The organism is Diaphorobacter sp. HDW4A, assembly GCF_011305995.1.
In the GTDB taxonomy this organism is placed as follows: Bacteria; Pseudomonadota; Gammaproteobacteria; order Burkholderiales; family Burkholderiaceae_C; genus Diaphorobacter_A.
This window is the reverse complement of sequence record NZ_CP049910.1, coordinates 992731-1007027: the sequence shown is the minus strand read 5'-3', so window position 1 is coordinate 1007027 and position 14297 is coordinate 992731. Positions and strand designations below refer to the sequence as shown.

Here is a 14297-nt window from a genome sequence, read left to right as displayed (position 1 = left end):
GCAAAACGCTCATGCGCGAGGCTGCCATCGCATTTCGGCATGGCAACGCTCCGGCAAGGCGATAATCGGCACTTCATGAAACTCGACCCCATATCCTTGCGCCTGTTCGTGGCGGTGATGGAAGAAAGCGCCATCGCCCGCGCCGCCGCGCGCGAGCACATCGCCGCATCGGCCGCGAGCCGCCGTCTGGCTGAGCTTGAAGACACGCTGCAAGTGGAGCTTTTCAACCGCAGCAATCGCGGCACCGAGCCCACACCGGCGGCCTTCGCCCTGCTCAATCTCGCGCGGGGCGTGCTCAACGATCTGGACGGCATCGCCACTCAGATGCGCGACTACGGCGCGGGTGTGCGCGGTCAGGTACGGGTGGTCGCCAACATCTCGGCAATCACCCAATTCCTGCCCGGCGAGCTGCAGAGTTTCATGGCCGCGCATCCGCAGGTGCAGGTCCAGCTGCAGGAGCAGATCAGCACCAGCGTGGCGCATTCCGTGGCCGAGAATGCGGCCGACGTGGGCATTCTCAACCACGGCAGTTACGGCGAACAGGTCACGCTTTTACCGTACCACGAGGACGAACTGGTCGTCGTGGTTCCCGCTAGCCATGCTCTGGCGCGACGGCGCAGCCTGCGGTTCGCGGAAATCCTGGCGTTTGACATCGTCGGCATGCACCCCGGCAGCGCCATCAACAACCTGCTGATGCGCAACGCCGCCGAGCATGAAATCCCCCTCAAGCTGCGCATTCAGGTCACCAGCTACGATGCGCAGTGCCTGATGGTTTCGGCCGGCCTGGGTGTGGGTGTGCTGCCGCTGGGCAGTGCGCAGATCTATCGCGGCGCGCTCGCGCTGCGCACCATTCCCCTTGCCGAACCCTGGGCCAAGCGCAAGCTCTCGCTGTGTGTGCGTTCGCTCGAATCGCTCTCCGGTGTGGCGCGCCTGCTGGTCGATCATCTGCGCGCAGGTGCGGGCAACGCAGCCCCTTCCGCGTCCAAAACATGAATTCAACACAACAGCCTCCCAAGCGCTGGGATATCTTCTGTCAGGTCATCGACAACTTCGGCGACGTCGGCGTGTGCTGGCGTCTCGCTGCCGATCTGGGCGCGCGCGGGCACCAGGTGCGGCTGTTCATCGACGACGCAAGCGCCCTCGCATGGATGGCGCCGCAGGGCAGTGCGGGCGTGAGCGTGCATCTGTGGCCGCAGCACGAGGCACCTGCGGACGGCCCCGGCGATGTCGTGATCGAGGCCTTCGGCTGCGAGATTCCAACGATCTTTGTCGAAGCCATCGCACGCAAGGCGCAAGGCAACCCGCGCAGCGTGGTCTGGATCAATCTCGAATACCTCTCCGCCGAAAGCTATGTGGAGCGCTGCCACGGCCTGCCCTCGCTGATCATGAGTGGCCCGGCGGCCGGATTGACGCGCTGGTTCTTCTATCCTGGCTTCACCGAACAAACCGGCGGACTGCTGCACGAACCCGACCTGAACACACGCTTGGCCGCGTTTGACCGCAACGCATGGCGGGCACGCCACGGCCTCACGGACGATGACACCGCCTTCTCACTGTTCTGCTACGAGCCCCCCGCGTTCAAACAAGTGTTCGCAGAGCATCGCTTCACGGCCCAATGGCTGGTCACTCCGGGCCGCGCCTGCGCCATGGTCCGCGCCGCCCTGCTGCCAGCCCATCCCGGCAACGCGCAATTTCTTGCGCCAGTAACCCAGCCCGCGTTCGACGAGATGCTCTGGGCCTGTGACCTCAATTTCGTGCGTGGCGAGGACTCGCTAGTGCGCGCGCTCTGGGCCGGTCAGCCTTTCGTCTGGCAGATCTACCCGCAGCACGACAACGCCCACCACGAGAAGCTCGATGCCTTTCTCGACTGGATGCAGGCCCCGCCCTCGCTGCGCGCGCTGCATGCGCTCTGGAACGAACTGCCCGAAGCCCGCAGTACACCCGCCATCACCAAACCCATGCTGGCCGAATGGCAGGCCTGCGTTCAGGCGGCGCGGACCCGGTTGTGGGTGCAAAACGACCTTCTGACGCAATTGTTGGGGTTCGTCGCAGAAAAAAGCTAAAATAGCATTCTTTGCGCCATCAGAAGGCTGCACAAATCTTGTTTGTGCCCAGCCGGCGCGTCCCGCCGCGGACCATGCGTCGGGGTGTCAGGCAGTCAGTCCATCACGACTTCGCCCTACCGCCCCGCCTGTGGAGCGGCCCAACTCGCAGTCAAGCAAGCTATGAAAATCGCTCAAGAAATCCGCGCCGGCAATGTGATCATGCACGGGAAGGACCCCATGGTCGTTCTGAAGACAGAATACGCACGCGGCGGCCGCGGCGCTGCCACCGTGCGCATGAAGCTCAAGAGCCTGATCGGCAACTTCGGCACGGAAAACGTGTTCAAGGCCGACGACAAGATTGACAACGTGATCCTCGACAAGAAGGATTGCACCTACTCGTATTTCGCTGACCCGATGTACGTGTGGATGGACCCCGATTTCAACCAGTACGAAGTCGAAGCCGAAAACATGGGCGACGCCATCAACTACCTCGAAGATGGCATGACTGCCGAAGTGGTGTTCTACGACGGCAAGGCCATCTCCGTGGAACTGCCCACTTCCGTGGTGCGCCAGATCACCTGGACCGAGCCAGCCGTCAAGGGCGACACATCGGGCAAGGTTCTGAAGCCCGCCAAGATTGCCACCGGCTTCGAAGTGGCTGTGCCGTTGTTCGTGGCTCAGGAAGACAAGATCGAAATCGACACACGCACTGGTGAATACCGCAAGCGCGTGTAATGCTTGAGTGTGGACGGGCTCTTGCCCGTCCTGCTTCATGATGAGAGGCTTCCTTGGTGGAGGCCTTTTTTTATGCTTCTGCGGGGTAGTTTTAGGGCGGAGGCCGGAAGTTCCGCCCGGCGGCGGAGTCACCTTTTGCTTGCGCGTAAAAAGTAACCCAAAACGCGCTTTCAATACCTGCGGTAAAACTCGCTGCGTTCCTGCATCACTCCGCTCAAACAGCTTGCCGCAAAAGTGACCCGAAGAGGTGTGTTCGGCACTTCGCTTCGCTCGTGCCGGTGCGCCCGCTGGTGCACTCTTCTTCTCCTCAAGCCGACATGTCCAGCACTACGCGTCCCTCGATGGTGTTGGCGCGCATGCGATTGAAGATGTCGTTGATGTTTTCCAGCCTGTCAGTGCTTACCGTCGCCGCGACCTTGCCTAGCGCCGCGAAGTCGAGGGACTCCTGCAGGTCCAATCTAGAGCCGACGATAGAGCCTCGTACAGTCACGCCGTTGAGGACCATGTTGAAGATCGACAGCTCGAAGCCGCCCGGTGGCAGGCCTACGAGCGACACCGTGCCGCCCCGGCGCACCATGCCCAGCGATTGTTCGAAGGCCTTGGGCGAGACAGCAGTAACCAAGGCGCCGTGTGCACCGCCGATTTCCTTTTTGATGAAGGCTGCCGGGTCCTGCTTGAGGGCGTTGACCACCACCGTCGCTCCGAGTCTGCTGGCGAGGTGGAGCTTGGCGTCGTCCACATCGACGGCCGCCACATTCATACCCATGGCCTTGGCGTATTGCACTGCCATGTGACCGAGGCCGCCGATGCCGGAGATCACCACCCAATTGCCGGGTTTGGCGTCGGTCATCTTGAGGCCCTTGTAGACCGTCACGCCTGCGCAGAGGATGGGGGCGATCTGGATGAAGTTGGCATTCGCGGGCAGCAGGCCGACGTAGTTGGCATCGGCCAATGCGTATTCCGCGAAACCGCCGTTGACGGAATAGCCGGTGTTCTTCTGCTGTTCGCAGAGTGTCTCCCAGCCCCCGAGGCAGTGCTCGCAATGGCCACAGGCGCTGTAGAGCCAGGGAACACCGACGCGGTCGCCCTCCTTCACATGGGTGACTCCCGCGCCCACCGCGGCCACGTAGCCGACGCCTTCGTGGCCGGGAATGAACGGTGGATTGGGCTTGACAGGCCAGTCACCGTCGGCCGCATGCAGGTCGGTGTGGCAGACGCCGCATGCTTCGATCTTGACGAGCACATGGCCCGGGTCGGGGCGCGGGACCTGTACTTCTTCGATGGACAGTGGCTTGCCGAATTCGCGGACGACCGCCGCCTTCATGGTGCTTTGCATGCACAGACTCCTTCACTGAAAGAGTCAGAATGGCACTAATCCAGCAATCGGTCGTTGATTCGAGTCAAGGGTTGAACTCAGATCGGCAGTCCGACCAGATCATGGCCTTGAGTGCCAACAATGCGCACCTTGGTGAACTCACCCACCTTGTAGGTCTTGCTGATCTTCTCGGGCGGCAGCAGGTGCACGACCGCGTCGATTTCGGGCGCATCAGCATAGGTACGACCGACACCGCCCTTCTTGCCCAAAGCGATGGACTTGTCCACAAGCACCTGCATGGTCTGGCCAATGCGGCGCTGCAGGCGTGCAATCGACACCTCTTCAGCCACGGCCATGAAGCGCGAGCGGCGTTCCTCGCGCACTTCCAGCGGCAGCATGCCGGGCAGTTCGTTGGCGGCTGCACCTTCGACGTCGCTGTAGGCAAAGCAACCTGCGCGGTCGATCTGCGCTTCACGGATGAAATCGAGCAGATGCTGGAATTCTTCTTCCGTCTCACCCGGAAAACCAGCGATGAAAGTGCTGCGGATCACGATTTCCGGGCAGATCTCGCGCCAGCGCTGGATGCGCTCCAGATTGCGCTCGCCGCTGGCGGGGCGCTTCATGCGCTTGAGCACATCAGGGTGGCTGTGCTGCAGTGGCACATCCAGATACGGCAGCACCGCGCCCGTGGCCATCAGCGGAATCACCTCGTCCACGCTCGGATACGGATACACATAGTGCAGACGCACCCACGCGCCATACGGCTTGGCGATCTCTCCCAGCGTCTGGACCAGCTCCAGCATGCGCGTCTTGACGGGCTTGCCATCCCAGAATCCGGTGCGGTACTTCACATCCACACCAAAGGCCGAGGTGTCCTGGCTGATCACCAGCAACTCCTTCACCCCGCCTTCAAACAGCGCCTTGGCTTCCTTGAGCACATCGCCAATCGGACGCGACACCAGATCGCCGCGCATCGACGGGATGATGCAGAACGTGCAGCGGTGGTTACAGCCTTCGCTGATCTTCAAGTAGGCGTAATGCTTGGGGGTGAGCTTGATGCCAGCCGAGCCAAATGCACCCGGCACCAGATCAACGAACGGATCATGCGGCTTGGGCAGGTACTGGTGCACGGCATTCATCACCTCGTCGGTGGCATGCGGCCCGGTCACGGCCAGCACGCTAGGGTGCACCTCGCGAATCAGGTTGTCGCCACCGGCCTTGCCAGTCTTGGCTCCCAGACAGCCGGTGACGATCACCTTGCCGTTCTCGGCCAGCGCCTCGCCAATGGTGTCCAGACTTTCCTTGACCGCATCATCGATGAAGCCACAGGTGTTGACGATCACAAGGTCCGCGCCCTGGAAGGTCTTGGACGTTTCATAACCCTCGGCACTCAGTTGCGTGAGGATCAATTCGCTGTCGGTCAAAGCCTTCGGGCATCCGAGGCTGACGAAGCCGACTTTGGGGGTTTTCGTGGGGGACGCTGTTTCGCTCATCCCGCTATTGTCCCAGTTCTGCTGTCGGCATGCCGCCAATCGGTTTCTTAGGGGGCTTTTCAGTGTGCGCCAGAGCCCCGGCGGCGATCAGTGTCTCCCGAACCCCCTCGGCATAGGGCGTTTTTGCAATGGGGCCGATCAACGCGACAAGCGCCGAATCGTCCAGCAGCAGTGGATCAGCGATCAGATAGTGCATCTCCACCAGCTCACGCAGCAGCGGGCTGAACAGTCCCGCCATGCGCAGCATGATTCTGGAAGCTACGCGGCGCCGGATTTTGCGCCGCATCTGGCTCTCCAGCATCGCCAACACATCCATCTGCGTAGTCACGCCCGCTCCTGCCAGATGCCAGCTTTTGCCATAAGCCTTCACATGGCCCAACAGTCGCAACACTACCGGGCCGACATCGGGCACGTAGACAAACTCGTGCGGGCGGTCCAAAGGTCCGATCAGATCCGCAACCTTGCCTGTCGCCGCGGCCTGGAACGCGGAATGAAGCAAACTGGCTTCGACGCCTGGGCCGTAAAAATCCGGCAGGCGCAAAATGGCTGCGCAGATGCGCCCTTCAGCGTGTGCCTGCATCAACAGGTCTTCCTGCTGCTTGCGCATGGCACCTTTGAAGGTATGCGGTTCGCGCGGATGATCCTCCCGCGCCGGATTGCCCCCTTGCACACGGCCGTAGGGATAGACGGTACCGATCAACAGCATGTTGCGCACACCTGCAGCCTCTGCGCTGGCAAGTGTCCTGCGCATCAACTCTGGATGCAGCTCGAATTGCCAGTAGTTAACGCCCACCAGATAGATCACCGTGTGCACACTACGCAGCGCCTGCTCGATCGAGGCTGGCGAGTCGGGGTTCCAAGTGACCAGCTCGGCTTGTGGATCATCTGCGAAAGACATGCGCAATCTGGCCATGTCTCGCCCTATGCAACGGTAGCTGCGGCCTTCGGCCCGCAAGGCGCTGGCAATGCTTTTACCGATGGCACCGGCTGCACCCAACAATGCGATTTCTGACATTTCGATCTCCATATCCTTGAACTGGGAGGTAAGTCTCTGCCCAGACGAAGAAAAAGAAAATTCCCTAAAATTCACTATCAACCATACATTTTTGAATACCATGCGCGACAAGGAACCCAACTGGGAGTGGTATCGCAGCTTTCTCCAAGTACTGGAGTCTGGCTCGCTGTCTGCTGCAGCGCGTTCTCTCGGACTGACGCAGCCGACCCTCGGCAGACATGTGGACAGCCTTGAATCGGCGCTGGGGCTCAAACTGTTCACCCGTTCACAGGAAGGGTTCGCTCCCACTCCTGCAGCGCTTGAACTACATCCCTATGCCGCCAACATCTCAGCCACAGCTGCGGCATTGAGACGAACCGCCAACGGCCACGGAACGCGAATCAGCGGTCCGGTGCGTATCACCGCCAGCGAAGTGATGGGTGTGGAAGTGTTGCCACCAATTCTTGCCAGCGTGCGCGACAAGCACCCCGGTTTGGTGATCGAACTCGTTCTGTCCAACCAAGCCGACGATCTCCTGCAGCGCGAGGCAGACATCGCCGTGCGCATGTTCCGCCCCACGCAAGAAGCACTGATCGCTAAAAATATCGGCAAGATCGAGCTCGGGCTTCATGCGCATTCAAGTTACCTGCTCAAGAACGGTACGCCAAAGAGTCTGAATGAGTTGAAGCGACACTCCCTTATCGGTTTCGACAGGGAAACCGAGTACATCCGGCAGATGCAAGGCAGGCTTCAGGGATTGACGCGCGACCAGTTCGCGCTGCGCTCCGACAGCGATCTGGCGCAGATCGGAGCCATTCGGGCTGCATACGGAATCGGCCTTTGCCAAGTTCCGCTTGCGGCCCGGGATCCGCAACTGGTGCGCGTGCTCCAGTCGCAGTTTTCGATGCCGCTCGACACTTGGGTCGCGATGCATGGCGACCTACGTCACAGTCCGCGTTGCGCGGCTGCGTTCGATGCACTCGTCGCCGGGTTGTCCGACTACATCAGCGCTTGATGCCAAACGCCCCAAGCATCTGCTCGGTCTGCTTCTGCATCTGCTCCTGCATCTGCTGGAACATGGTCTGCGACTGCTCCATGTAATTGCCCATCATGCCCTTGTATATGGGGGACTGAGGGCTCATGAACTGCGTCCACATCTCGGGCGTGAAGCCCTTGGCCTGATCGGCCATCTTACTTTGCAGGTCAGTGAAGGCCTGGATATTCTTCTCCAGATACGACCCCATGAAGCCCTGCATCGCGTTGCCATAAAAGCGGATGATGTTGGCCAGCACGGCTTCGCTGAACATCGGCGCGCCGCCTGCCTCTTCCTCCAAGATGATCTGAAGCAGGATGCTGCGTGTCAGATCCTCCCCACTCTTGGCATCGCGCACGACCACGGTCTCCCCGCCCATGACCAGCTCCTTCACTTCAATGAGGGTGATATAGGTGGAGGTGGAGGTGTCGTACAGACGGCGATTGGGATACTTCTTGATCACGCGCTGCGCTGCAGGGGTTTCGGGACTCTGATTCTCTTCTTGCACAGGCGGCTCCTCGGACTGTTCTACGTTTCGTCAATCAATCAACCAGGGGGCCATCTTGGAGATGGCGCTGTTTGATTCTAGGCAGTGGTCACAAATACGCTTCACTGGGTTTCCCTGATGCGCGTTGCCAATCCATTGTCCTGCAGCAAAAAGCCTCCTCGCGACGACTTTTCAAAAAATATCGCAAGTCCTTTCCGAGCCGGTCAATTTACGTCAGCGTGTCGCGCTCGCATGCAACGCACAGCATCCACCGAATGGCCGGAGGCCCTGATGCCACAGTACATCACGCATGTTTCACTACAGCAGAAACGCACCGCTTGCACCGCGCAAATTAATAAAAACTATCACAAATTAAAATCAAATGTTAATTTACCAATGTATTTTAACTATTTATATTCACTTGTTGATGCATAACAAATAACATTTCGAGACGGTCAAACACATCTGCAAACCCGTCTCACATACCTGCCTCGACCTTGAAAGTGCCCATCATGAATGACCTCCTTGGCTCCGGAGAACTGCTGCTTCACCCCACCTACGAACTGGGCATGGTCGCCCTGTCGTATTGCATTTCCGTGATCGGCGCGTTCGTCGCGCTGACGGCGGCGCAGTACATCCGGCATGGTCGTCAGATCAACTGGCTGAACCTGCTTTCCGCAGGCACCGCACTGGGTGGCATCGGCGTGTGGTCGATGCACTTCACCGGTATGCTGGCACTCAATCTGGGCATGGCCTCGGGCTACTCGGCATTCGAGACCGTCATTTCGCTGATTGCGGCCATCACGGCAACGTCGCTTGCGCTGGCCTATGTTGCCAAGGACGCGAAGAACAACACGCGCGTGCTCACGGCCGGCGGCCTGCTGGGACTTGGCGTCGCGGTCATGCACTACCTCGGCATGTTCGGCATGCGCTTTCCAGGCTACATCATGTGGTCGTGGGGCATCATCGCCATCTCGGTGGTCATCGCCATGGCCGCTGCCAGTGCCGCACTCTGGCTGGCCTTTCGCACCAAGTCCATGGGTATGCGCGGTGTTGCTGCGGCGGTGATGGGCATTGCCGTGTGCTCGATGCATTACACCGGCATGGCCGCTGCCGATTTCGTCTGCACCTCGGTGTCGCAACGCTTCGCAACACCGCAGGGTCTTCTGGTGTTCAGCTCCATGCAACTACCGCTGCTCACGGCAATCGCCGCCATCGGCATGGCCGTGCTGATTGGCTATGACCAGCTATTGCAACGCAATTTTGGCAGTCGCAAGGCACAACGCGCCTGATGGGCAAGGCGGCGTGAGCTGAATTTGCTCTGTGCGCCGCAAGAGGCATCGGGGGAAAAGAGGCCTTCGTTCGCAGGAAGGCCTCTTTTGCATTTCAAGCGATAGCGACGCTGCGGTGCAAGGACGTTGGCCGAGGCGGCCTGCGCAGCAGATAAATGTCCATGATCCAGCCATACTGCTGACGAGCATTACGCCGCTGCTCACTGATGCGCGAAGCCTGCTCGGCCAGTGGCCCGCTCATCAACATCTGCTGCGACATGCCAAGATAAGCGCCCCAATAGATGACGGCATCCGGCTCGCTGACCTGCTCAAACGAGCATTGCCCGTCGAGCATCACGACCAGCGTGTCCACGTCGTCCGGCCAGCCGTGGTCACGCAACTGGCGGCCCGTGGTGACAAGAAACGGAGCACCTATGTCATTGAGCGCAATCCCGTGCGCGCTGCACAGCATCTGCATGGACGTGATCCCGGGCACCACATGCACCTGATGCGAAGCAAGCCCCAGACGCGATGCGATGCGCAAAGTGCTGTCATAGAGCGCAGGGTCACCCCAGACCAGCAAGGCGACGCGCCCGCCGCCGAAGGCTAGCCGCTCTTCAAGACAGTCCGACCAACGCCGCGCAATGGCGTTGTGCCATTCATCGACTTGCAGATCGTAATCGTCGCCCTGCTGCCTGCGCAGCGGCATGTCGAAATGCGCAACGCGCTCGGACGGCACGTCGAGCTGTTCCAACAATTGCAGCCGTACCTGCGCAAGCTCGGCCTTGTTGTCTTCCTTGTGGGGCAGCAGCACCAAGTCGGATGCGCGGATGGCGCGCTCGGCCTCGCGCGTCAGATGATCGGGGTTGCCGGTACCGATGCCGATCAGCCAGATTTCAAGCATCTCAGGCGCACTCATCTTCGCGACCTTCAGGAAAGCGTGGCTCGTCGCCACGTGGGCGATAGCGGCGGTCGTAGTCGTTCGCGTAGAGACGGCTGAGGCCAAAATCCTCTTGGTTCAGCGTCGCGCCGACCAGGATCAGCGCGCTGCGCTGCAGCGCATTGGACTGTGCGGCAACCGCGATTTCGCCCACGCGGGTGCGCACGATCAGCTCATCGGGCCACGAGGCACGCCACACGATGGCAGCCGGGCAATCCGCGCCATAGTGCATCGTCAGTTCCTGCTGTACCTGCTCGGCTACATGGACCGAGAGATGGATCGCGAGCACTGCGCCCGTTGCGGCAAAGGCTGCCAGCGTTTCGCCACTGGGCATACTCGATGCGCGACCCGAGGTGCGGGTGAGCACGACGGACTGGCATGATCCCGGCAGCGTCAGCTCGGCCTCGAGCGCCGCCGCCGCCGCGCTGAACGAGGGCACGCCCGGCGTCACCGTGTACGGCACGTTGTGCTCGCGCAGGCTGCGCAGCTGCTCGCCCATCGCGGACCAGATGCTGAGGTCGCCCGAATGCAGGCGCGCAACATCTTCCCCGCGCACATGGGCTGCGCACATCTCGGCAACGATGCCTTCGAGCGACATCGGCGCGGTGTTCACCAGCCGCGCGCCTGGCGGGCAATGCGCGAGCAGTTCGGTAGGGACCAGCGATCCCGCATACAGACAGACCGGCGACGCGGCGAGCAGATCGCGGCCGCGCACGGTGATGAGATCGGCGGCTCCGGGGCCGGCTCCGATGAAGTGAACTGTCACGTCAAGAAACTCCTGATCAAATCGAAAATGAAGACGACTGGAAGGTGGCGATGGCCAACGTCGCACGCCGATCCAGCGACACCACACGCGGCATCAGCAGTCGAGCGTCTGTTGATGAGGCCGCGCGCGCCACACCGTGCAAGGCCAGCGCCTCGGCCACGCTGCCGGTGCCGAAACGCTGCGCCACGCGCATGGATTGCAGTGCCGTATCGATGCCGCGAATATCGGCATCCGTGCACCACAGCTCCACGGCTTGCGGCAGGTGCGCGTACTTCCATGCGCAGAACGTCGCCCACGCCGGTGTCTGTCGCCTTGCATCCAGAATCGCCATCGTCCAGTGCGCAGATGGCACCCCGTCCAATGCGATCAAACGCCCGGCCTGCGCCCAGCAATCGGCGAACGACTGCACCTCCGCGCCCGCCCTGAATCCCCAACCTGCAACGCACAACGTGCGCATCACGGCGCATTCCAGATCCACTGCACCAGCGGCCTTGCCGCCTGCCAAGCCTGCATGCCGCCAAGCGGTGTGGCCTCACTCCACTGCAACTGCAGCAACTGCCCACCATGGACGCGATGCAGCTCCATAAGCAGCGCCTGCGTCTCGAGTGCAACGGCGTTGACCACCAAACGCCACGGGCCTTGCAAACGAGCACGTAACGCGTCAAACAGATCCCGGTTGAAACCGCCGCCGACAAACACCGCCTGCGGCTCGGGCTGCAACTGGGCGAGCATGGGTCGAGAATCGCCCTGCACCACCCGCAGTGCCGCCGCATAGCGCCGCGCATTCTGCTCGATGTTGGCAACACGCTCTGCGTGCTGCTCCACGCAAACCGCCCGCCCGCCCGCGAGACACCATTCGATGGCGACCGAACCCGATCCCGCCCCGAGATCCCACAGACATTCGCCCCGGCGCGGCGCGAGCGCGGCCAGCGTCATGGCCCGAACGGGGCTCTTGGTGATCTGTCCATCGTGCGCGAATGTGTCGATACTGCGCCCCGGCACGCGCGTAAAACCATCGCCGCCGCGCGCTTCGAATGCACAGGTGAGCGGTGCCTCGAGCACGGACACGGTCGTCGACAGTTCTCGCGCAGTGCCGCTGCAAATGCTTTGCAGATCACCGCCCGCGTGCGAGACCAGCCACATGGGGCTCTCCCCCCAGCCCTGCTCGCTCAACCAGACAGCCAAACATTGCCCCGCAGCACCATCGCGCACCAAACAGACAAAGCGCTGACCTACAGCGAGCAATGGGGTGAGCGTATCGAATGGGCGTGCATGCAATCCAAGGCATTGCGTGTCTTCGAGCGACCAGCCCAACTCACCCGCGATCCACGAAAACGTCGATGGCTGCGGATGATTTTTCCACTCACCCACATCGAGACATCGCGCCAGCGATGCGCCTCCACCGAAGTGAAACGGGTCGCCCGAGACCAGCACCGCAACACGCGCTTGCCCGCGCAGAGCCAGCGCCGGAGCGACGTCGAACGGCACGGGCCACGCGCGTCCGCGCTCGCCCAGCGGCACATCGGCCAACGCGAGATGGCGCGGACTTCCGAAGACAATGCTGGCATCATCCAGATCCCGCCGAGCCGCCGCACTCAAACCGTCCAAGCCGGACGGGTGTATTCCAATGATGAAAAGCCACGGATTGGCCATGACCCAAGTACTCCTGTTAGGCGGCACGTTCGATGCCCATGTTCTGTCGAATCGGCTGGATGCCGCTGGCATCGCCTGCACCTATTCGTTTGCCGGTGCAACGCAGAGCCGCCGCGAGCAGGCGCTGCCCACGCGCGTGGGCGGCTTCGGCGGCATCGTGGGACTGACGCACTATCTGCAAGCGCACAAAATCAGCCACGTGATCGACGCCACCCACCCCTTCGCCGCGCAGATGAGCCGCCATGCCATCGCGGCCTGCGGGGCACTGGGCATTCCTCTGCTGTCGATGGAGCGTCCCCCATGGCAGGCAACGGCCCATGACCAATGGACGCATGTGGCGGATATGGAGGCCGCCGCTTGCACACTGCGGCCCCATCACCATCGCGTCTTTCTCGCCATCGGCCGCAAGCAGCTGCCGATGTTTGCGTCGCTCAGCGCCTCGCACCACTTTTTGCTGCGCGTAGTCGACCAGCCAGATGCTCCACTGCTGCCCGCGCCACACGCACTTATCGTAGAGCGTGGGCCGTTTCAACTGGACGACGAGCTGGCGCTGATACGCACCCATGCCATCGACTGCATCATCAGCAAGAACGCCGGAGGCAAAGACACCTACGCCAAGATCAAGGCCGCGCGCCAACTGCACTTGCCCGTCATCATGGTGAATCGCCCGAGCCTGCCACAGCGCATGCAATGCGAAACGCCCGAAGAGGCTATGCAGTGGCTGCGCAGTCAACTCTGACAACGCCACGCCGCGTGCACTGCGTGCTTCAGTCACGCGCCCGCGCTCCATAGCTGCGCGGTGTGTAGACATGCCGCCCCACCCTGCGCGTCGTGCTGCTGCCGACGATGACCAGCGTGCGCATGTCGGCCATGGATTCGTCGACGGCCTCGAGCGCATGTACCTGCAGACGCTCATCGGCGCGACTCACGTTGCGCGCAAAGCAGATCAGACGTTCCGGCTCGCACTCCTCTTTCAGCACGCGCAGCGCCCGCGCAAATCCCTCGGGCCGCGATGCCGATGACGGGTTGTAGAACGCCATCGCGAAATCTGCCTGCGCGGCCAGGCGAATGCGTCGCTCGATCACGGCCGCAGACCTCAGGTTGTCCGAAAGATTGATCGCACAGAAATCATGTCCGAGCGGAGCCCCAAGACGCGCCGCCGCTGCGAGCATCGCGGTGATGCCGGGCAGCACTTCCACGGCCACTCTCGCCCAGCGCGCGCGCTCTTCGGCGCTCGCCAGATCGAGCACCTCGAACACCGCACTCGCCATTGCGAACACCCCAGGGTCGCCCGACGACAACATCAGCACCTGTCGTCCCTCGGATGCGCAATCGAGGGCCGCACGCGCGCGTTCCAGCTCCTCGCGGTTGTCACTGGCGTGTAACCGCAGATGTTCAAGTCCCGAGAGCCGCGCAATATATGGAAAGTATCCGAACGCATCTGTCGCACTCGCCACCGCAGTGCGCACCTGTTCGGTCATCAATGCATCGTCGCCGGGGCCCAGCCCCACAACCGACAGGCGAGCTTTCGGCAGGGTGATTGTTTTCTCCGTCATGACCATGCC

General features: G+C 61.6%; 15 protein-coding genes. 6 read left to right on the top strand and 9 right to left on the bottom strand.

Annotation, left to right across the window (positions count from 1 at the left end; all coding sequences use genetic code 11):
• Window positions 1-75: 75 nt before the first annotated feature.
• From G7047_RS04515 to efp, 3 genes are all read left to right on the top strand, one after another.
• The gene (locus G7047_RS04515; RefSeq protein WP_166301364.1) at window positions 76-993 is read left to right on the top strand and encodes a LysR substrate-binding domain-containing protein; all 918 of its coding nucleotides are present in this window, start codon (window positions 76-78) and stop codon (window positions 991-993) included.
• Window positions 990-2063 carry an elongation factor P maturation arginine rhamnosyltransferase EarP gene (earP, locus tag G7047_RS04510; RefSeq protein ID WP_166301361.1) on the top strand — a complete coding sequence of 358 codons (1074 nt, stop codon included), beginning with the start codon at window positions 990-992 and terminating at the stop codon, window positions 2061-2063. Before G7047_RS04515 ends, earP begins: the two co-directional genes overlap by 4 nt.
• 162 nt (window positions 2064-2225) lie before the next feature.
• A complete protein-coding gene (gene efp / locus G7047_RS04505) occupies window positions 2226-2780 on the top strand; it encodes an elongation factor P (RefSeq protein ID WP_166301358.1) in 555 nt (184 codons plus the stop codon).
• A gap of 307 nt (window positions 2781-3087) precedes the next feature.
• Here efp and adhP read toward each other — a convergent pair whose 3' ends face one another.
• The 3 genes from adhP to G7047_RS04490 form a co-directional block, all read right to left on the bottom strand.
• The gene (gene adhP / locus G7047_RS04500; protein WP_166301355.1) at window positions 3088-4116 is read right to left on the bottom strand and encodes an alcohol dehydrogenase AdhP; all 1029 of its coding nucleotides are present in this window, start codon (window positions 4114-4116) and stop codon (window positions 3088-3090) included.
• 77 nt (window positions 4117-4193) lie between these two features.
• Window positions 4194-5588, bottom strand: coding sequence for a 30S ribosomal protein S12 methylthiotransferase RimO (gene rimO, locus G7047_RS04495; protein ID WP_166301352.1), 1395 nt, complete (start codon window positions 5586-5588; stop codon window positions 4194-4196).
• A 4-nt stretch (window positions 5589-5592) separates the two neighbouring features.
• A complete protein-coding gene (locus tag G7047_RS04490; protein WP_166311883.1) occupies window positions 5593-6603 on the bottom strand; it encodes an NAD-dependent epimerase/dehydratase family protein in 1011 nt (336 codons plus the stop codon).
• Between the two features lie 100 nt (window positions 6604-6703).
• Here G7047_RS04490 and G7047_RS04485 point away from each other — a divergent pair, with 100 nt between their 5' ends.
• The gene (locus tag G7047_RS04485; protein ID WP_166311882.1) at window positions 6704-7597 is read left to right on the top strand and encodes a LysR family transcriptional regulator; all 894 of its coding nucleotides are present in this window, start codon (window positions 6704-6706) and stop codon (window positions 7595-7597) included.
• On the opposite strand, the gene phaR is transcribed toward G7047_RS04485, so the two are convergent.
• Window positions 7587-8123 (bottom strand): polyhydroxyalkanoate synthesis repressor PhaR, encoded by a 537-nt coding sequence (gene phaR, locus G7047_RS04480; protein ID WP_166301349.1) that lies wholly within the window; start codon window positions 8121-8123, stop codon window positions 7587-7589. The two genes, G7047_RS04485 and phaR, sit on opposite strands and share 11 nt — an antisense overlap.
• A 491-nt stretch (window positions 8124-8614) precedes the next feature.
• Between phaR and G7047_RS04475 the strand changes: the two genes are divergently transcribed.
• On the top strand, window positions 8615-9394 hold the full coding sequence (locus G7047_RS04475) for an MHYT domain-containing protein (protein ID WP_166301346.1): 780 nt from the start codon (window positions 8615-8617) through the stop codon (window positions 9392-9394).
• 94 nt (window positions 9395-9488) lie between these two features.
• On the opposite strand, the gene cobF is transcribed toward G7047_RS04475, so the two are convergent.
• Genes cobF through cbiT form a run of 4 tightly spaced genes read right to left on the bottom strand, consistent with a single transcriptional unit; the run spans window position 9489 to window position 12732 of the window.
• Window positions 9489-10277 carry a precorrin-6A synthase (deacetylating) gene (gene cobF, locus G7047_RS04470; protein WP_166301343.1) on the bottom strand — a complete coding sequence of 263 codons (789 nt, stop codon included), beginning with the start codon at window positions 10275-10277 and terminating at the stop codon, window positions 9489-9491.
• A gap of 1 nt (window position 10278) precedes the next feature.
• Window positions 10279-11079: a precorrin-4 C(11)-methyltransferase gene (gene cobM, locus G7047_RS04465; RefSeq protein ID WP_166301340.1), complete on the bottom strand. Its 801-nt coding sequence runs from the start codon at window positions 11077-11079 to the stop codon at window positions 10279-10281.
• Between the two features lie 16 nt (window positions 11080-11095).
• Window positions 11096-11536: a cobalamin biosynthesis protein gene (locus G7047_RS04460; RefSeq protein ID WP_166311881.1), complete on the bottom strand. Its 441-nt coding sequence runs from the start codon at window positions 11534-11536 to the stop codon at window positions 11096-11098.
• A complete protein-coding gene (gene cbiT, locus G7047_RS04455; RefSeq protein ID WP_166301337.1) occupies window positions 11536-12732 on the bottom strand; it encodes a precorrin-6Y C5,15-methyltransferase (decarboxylating) subunit CbiT in 1197 nt (398 codons plus the stop codon). Before cbiT ends, G7047_RS04460 begins: the two co-directional genes overlap by 1 nt.
• Here cbiT and G7047_RS04450 point away from each other — a divergent pair.
• Window positions 12731-13471, top strand: a complete 741-nt coding sequence (locus G7047_RS04450) for a cobalt-precorrin-6A reductase (RefSeq protein WP_205904717.1) — start codon at window positions 12731-12733, stop codon at window positions 13469-13471. The genes cbiT and G7047_RS04450 overlap by 2 nt on opposite strands.
• Window positions 13472-13499: 28 nt before the next feature.
• Here G7047_RS04450 and cobJ read toward each other — a convergent pair whose 3' ends face one another.
• The gene (gene cobJ / locus G7047_RS04445; RefSeq protein WP_166301334.1) at window positions 13500-14288 is read right to left on the bottom strand and encodes a precorrin-3B C(17)-methyltransferase; all 789 of its coding nucleotides are present in this window, start codon (window positions 14286-14288) and stop codon (window positions 13500-13502) included.
• Window positions 14289-14297: the final 9 nt, after the last annotated feature.

Excerpts from the sequence above, each read along its gene's own strand:
- G7047_RS04515 (WP_166301364.1), top strand. The coding sequence starts at position 76 with ATGAAACTCGACCCCATATCCTTGCGCCTGTTCGTGGCGGTGATGGAA.
- earP (WP_166301361.1), top strand. The coding sequence starts at position 990 with ATGAATTCAACACAACAGCCTCCCAAGCGCTGGGATATCTTCTGTCAG.
- efp (WP_166301358.1), top strand. The coding sequence starts at position 2,226 with ATGAAAATCGCTCAAGAAATCCGCGCCGGCAATGTGATCATGCACGGG.
- adhP (WP_166301355.1), bottom strand. The coding sequence starts at position 4,116 with ATGCAAAGCACCATGAAGGCGGCGGTCGTCCGCGAATTCGGCAAGCCA.
- rimO (WP_166301352.1), bottom strand. The coding sequence starts at position 5,588 with ATGAGCGAAACAGCGTCCCCCACGAAAACCCCCAAAGTCGGCTTCGTC.
- G7047_RS04490 (WP_166311883.1), bottom strand. The coding sequence starts at position 6,603 with ATGTCAGAAATCGCATTGTTGGGTGCAGCCGGTGCCATCGGTAAAAGC.
- G7047_RS04485 (WP_166311882.1), top strand. The coding sequence starts at position 6,704 with ATGCGCGACAAGGAACCCAACTGGGAGTGGTATCGCAGCTTTCTCCAA.
- G7047_RS04475 (WP_166301346.1), top strand. The coding sequence starts at position 8,615 with ATGAATGACCTCCTTGGCTCCGGAGAACTGCTGCTTCACCCCACCTAC.
- cobF (WP_166301343.1), bottom strand. The coding sequence starts at position 10,277 with ATGCTTGAAATCTGGCTGATCGGCATCGGTACCGGCAACCCCGATCAT.
- G7047_RS04460 (WP_166311881.1), bottom strand. The coding sequence starts at position 11,536 with ATGCGCACGTTGTGCGTTGCAGGTTGGGGATTCAGGGCGGGCGCGGAG.
- G7047_RS04450 (WP_205904717.1), top strand. The coding sequence starts at position 12,731 with ATGACCCAAGTACTCCTGTTAGGCGGCACGTTCGATGCCCATGTTCTG.
- cbiT (WP_166301337.1), bottom strand. The coding sequence starts at position 12,732 with ATGGCCAATCCGTGGCTTTTCATCATTGGAATACACCCGTCCGGCTTG.
- cobJ (WP_166301334.1), bottom strand. The coding sequence starts at position 14,288 with ATGACGGAGAAAACAATCACCCTGCCGAAAGCTCGCCTGTCGGTTGTG.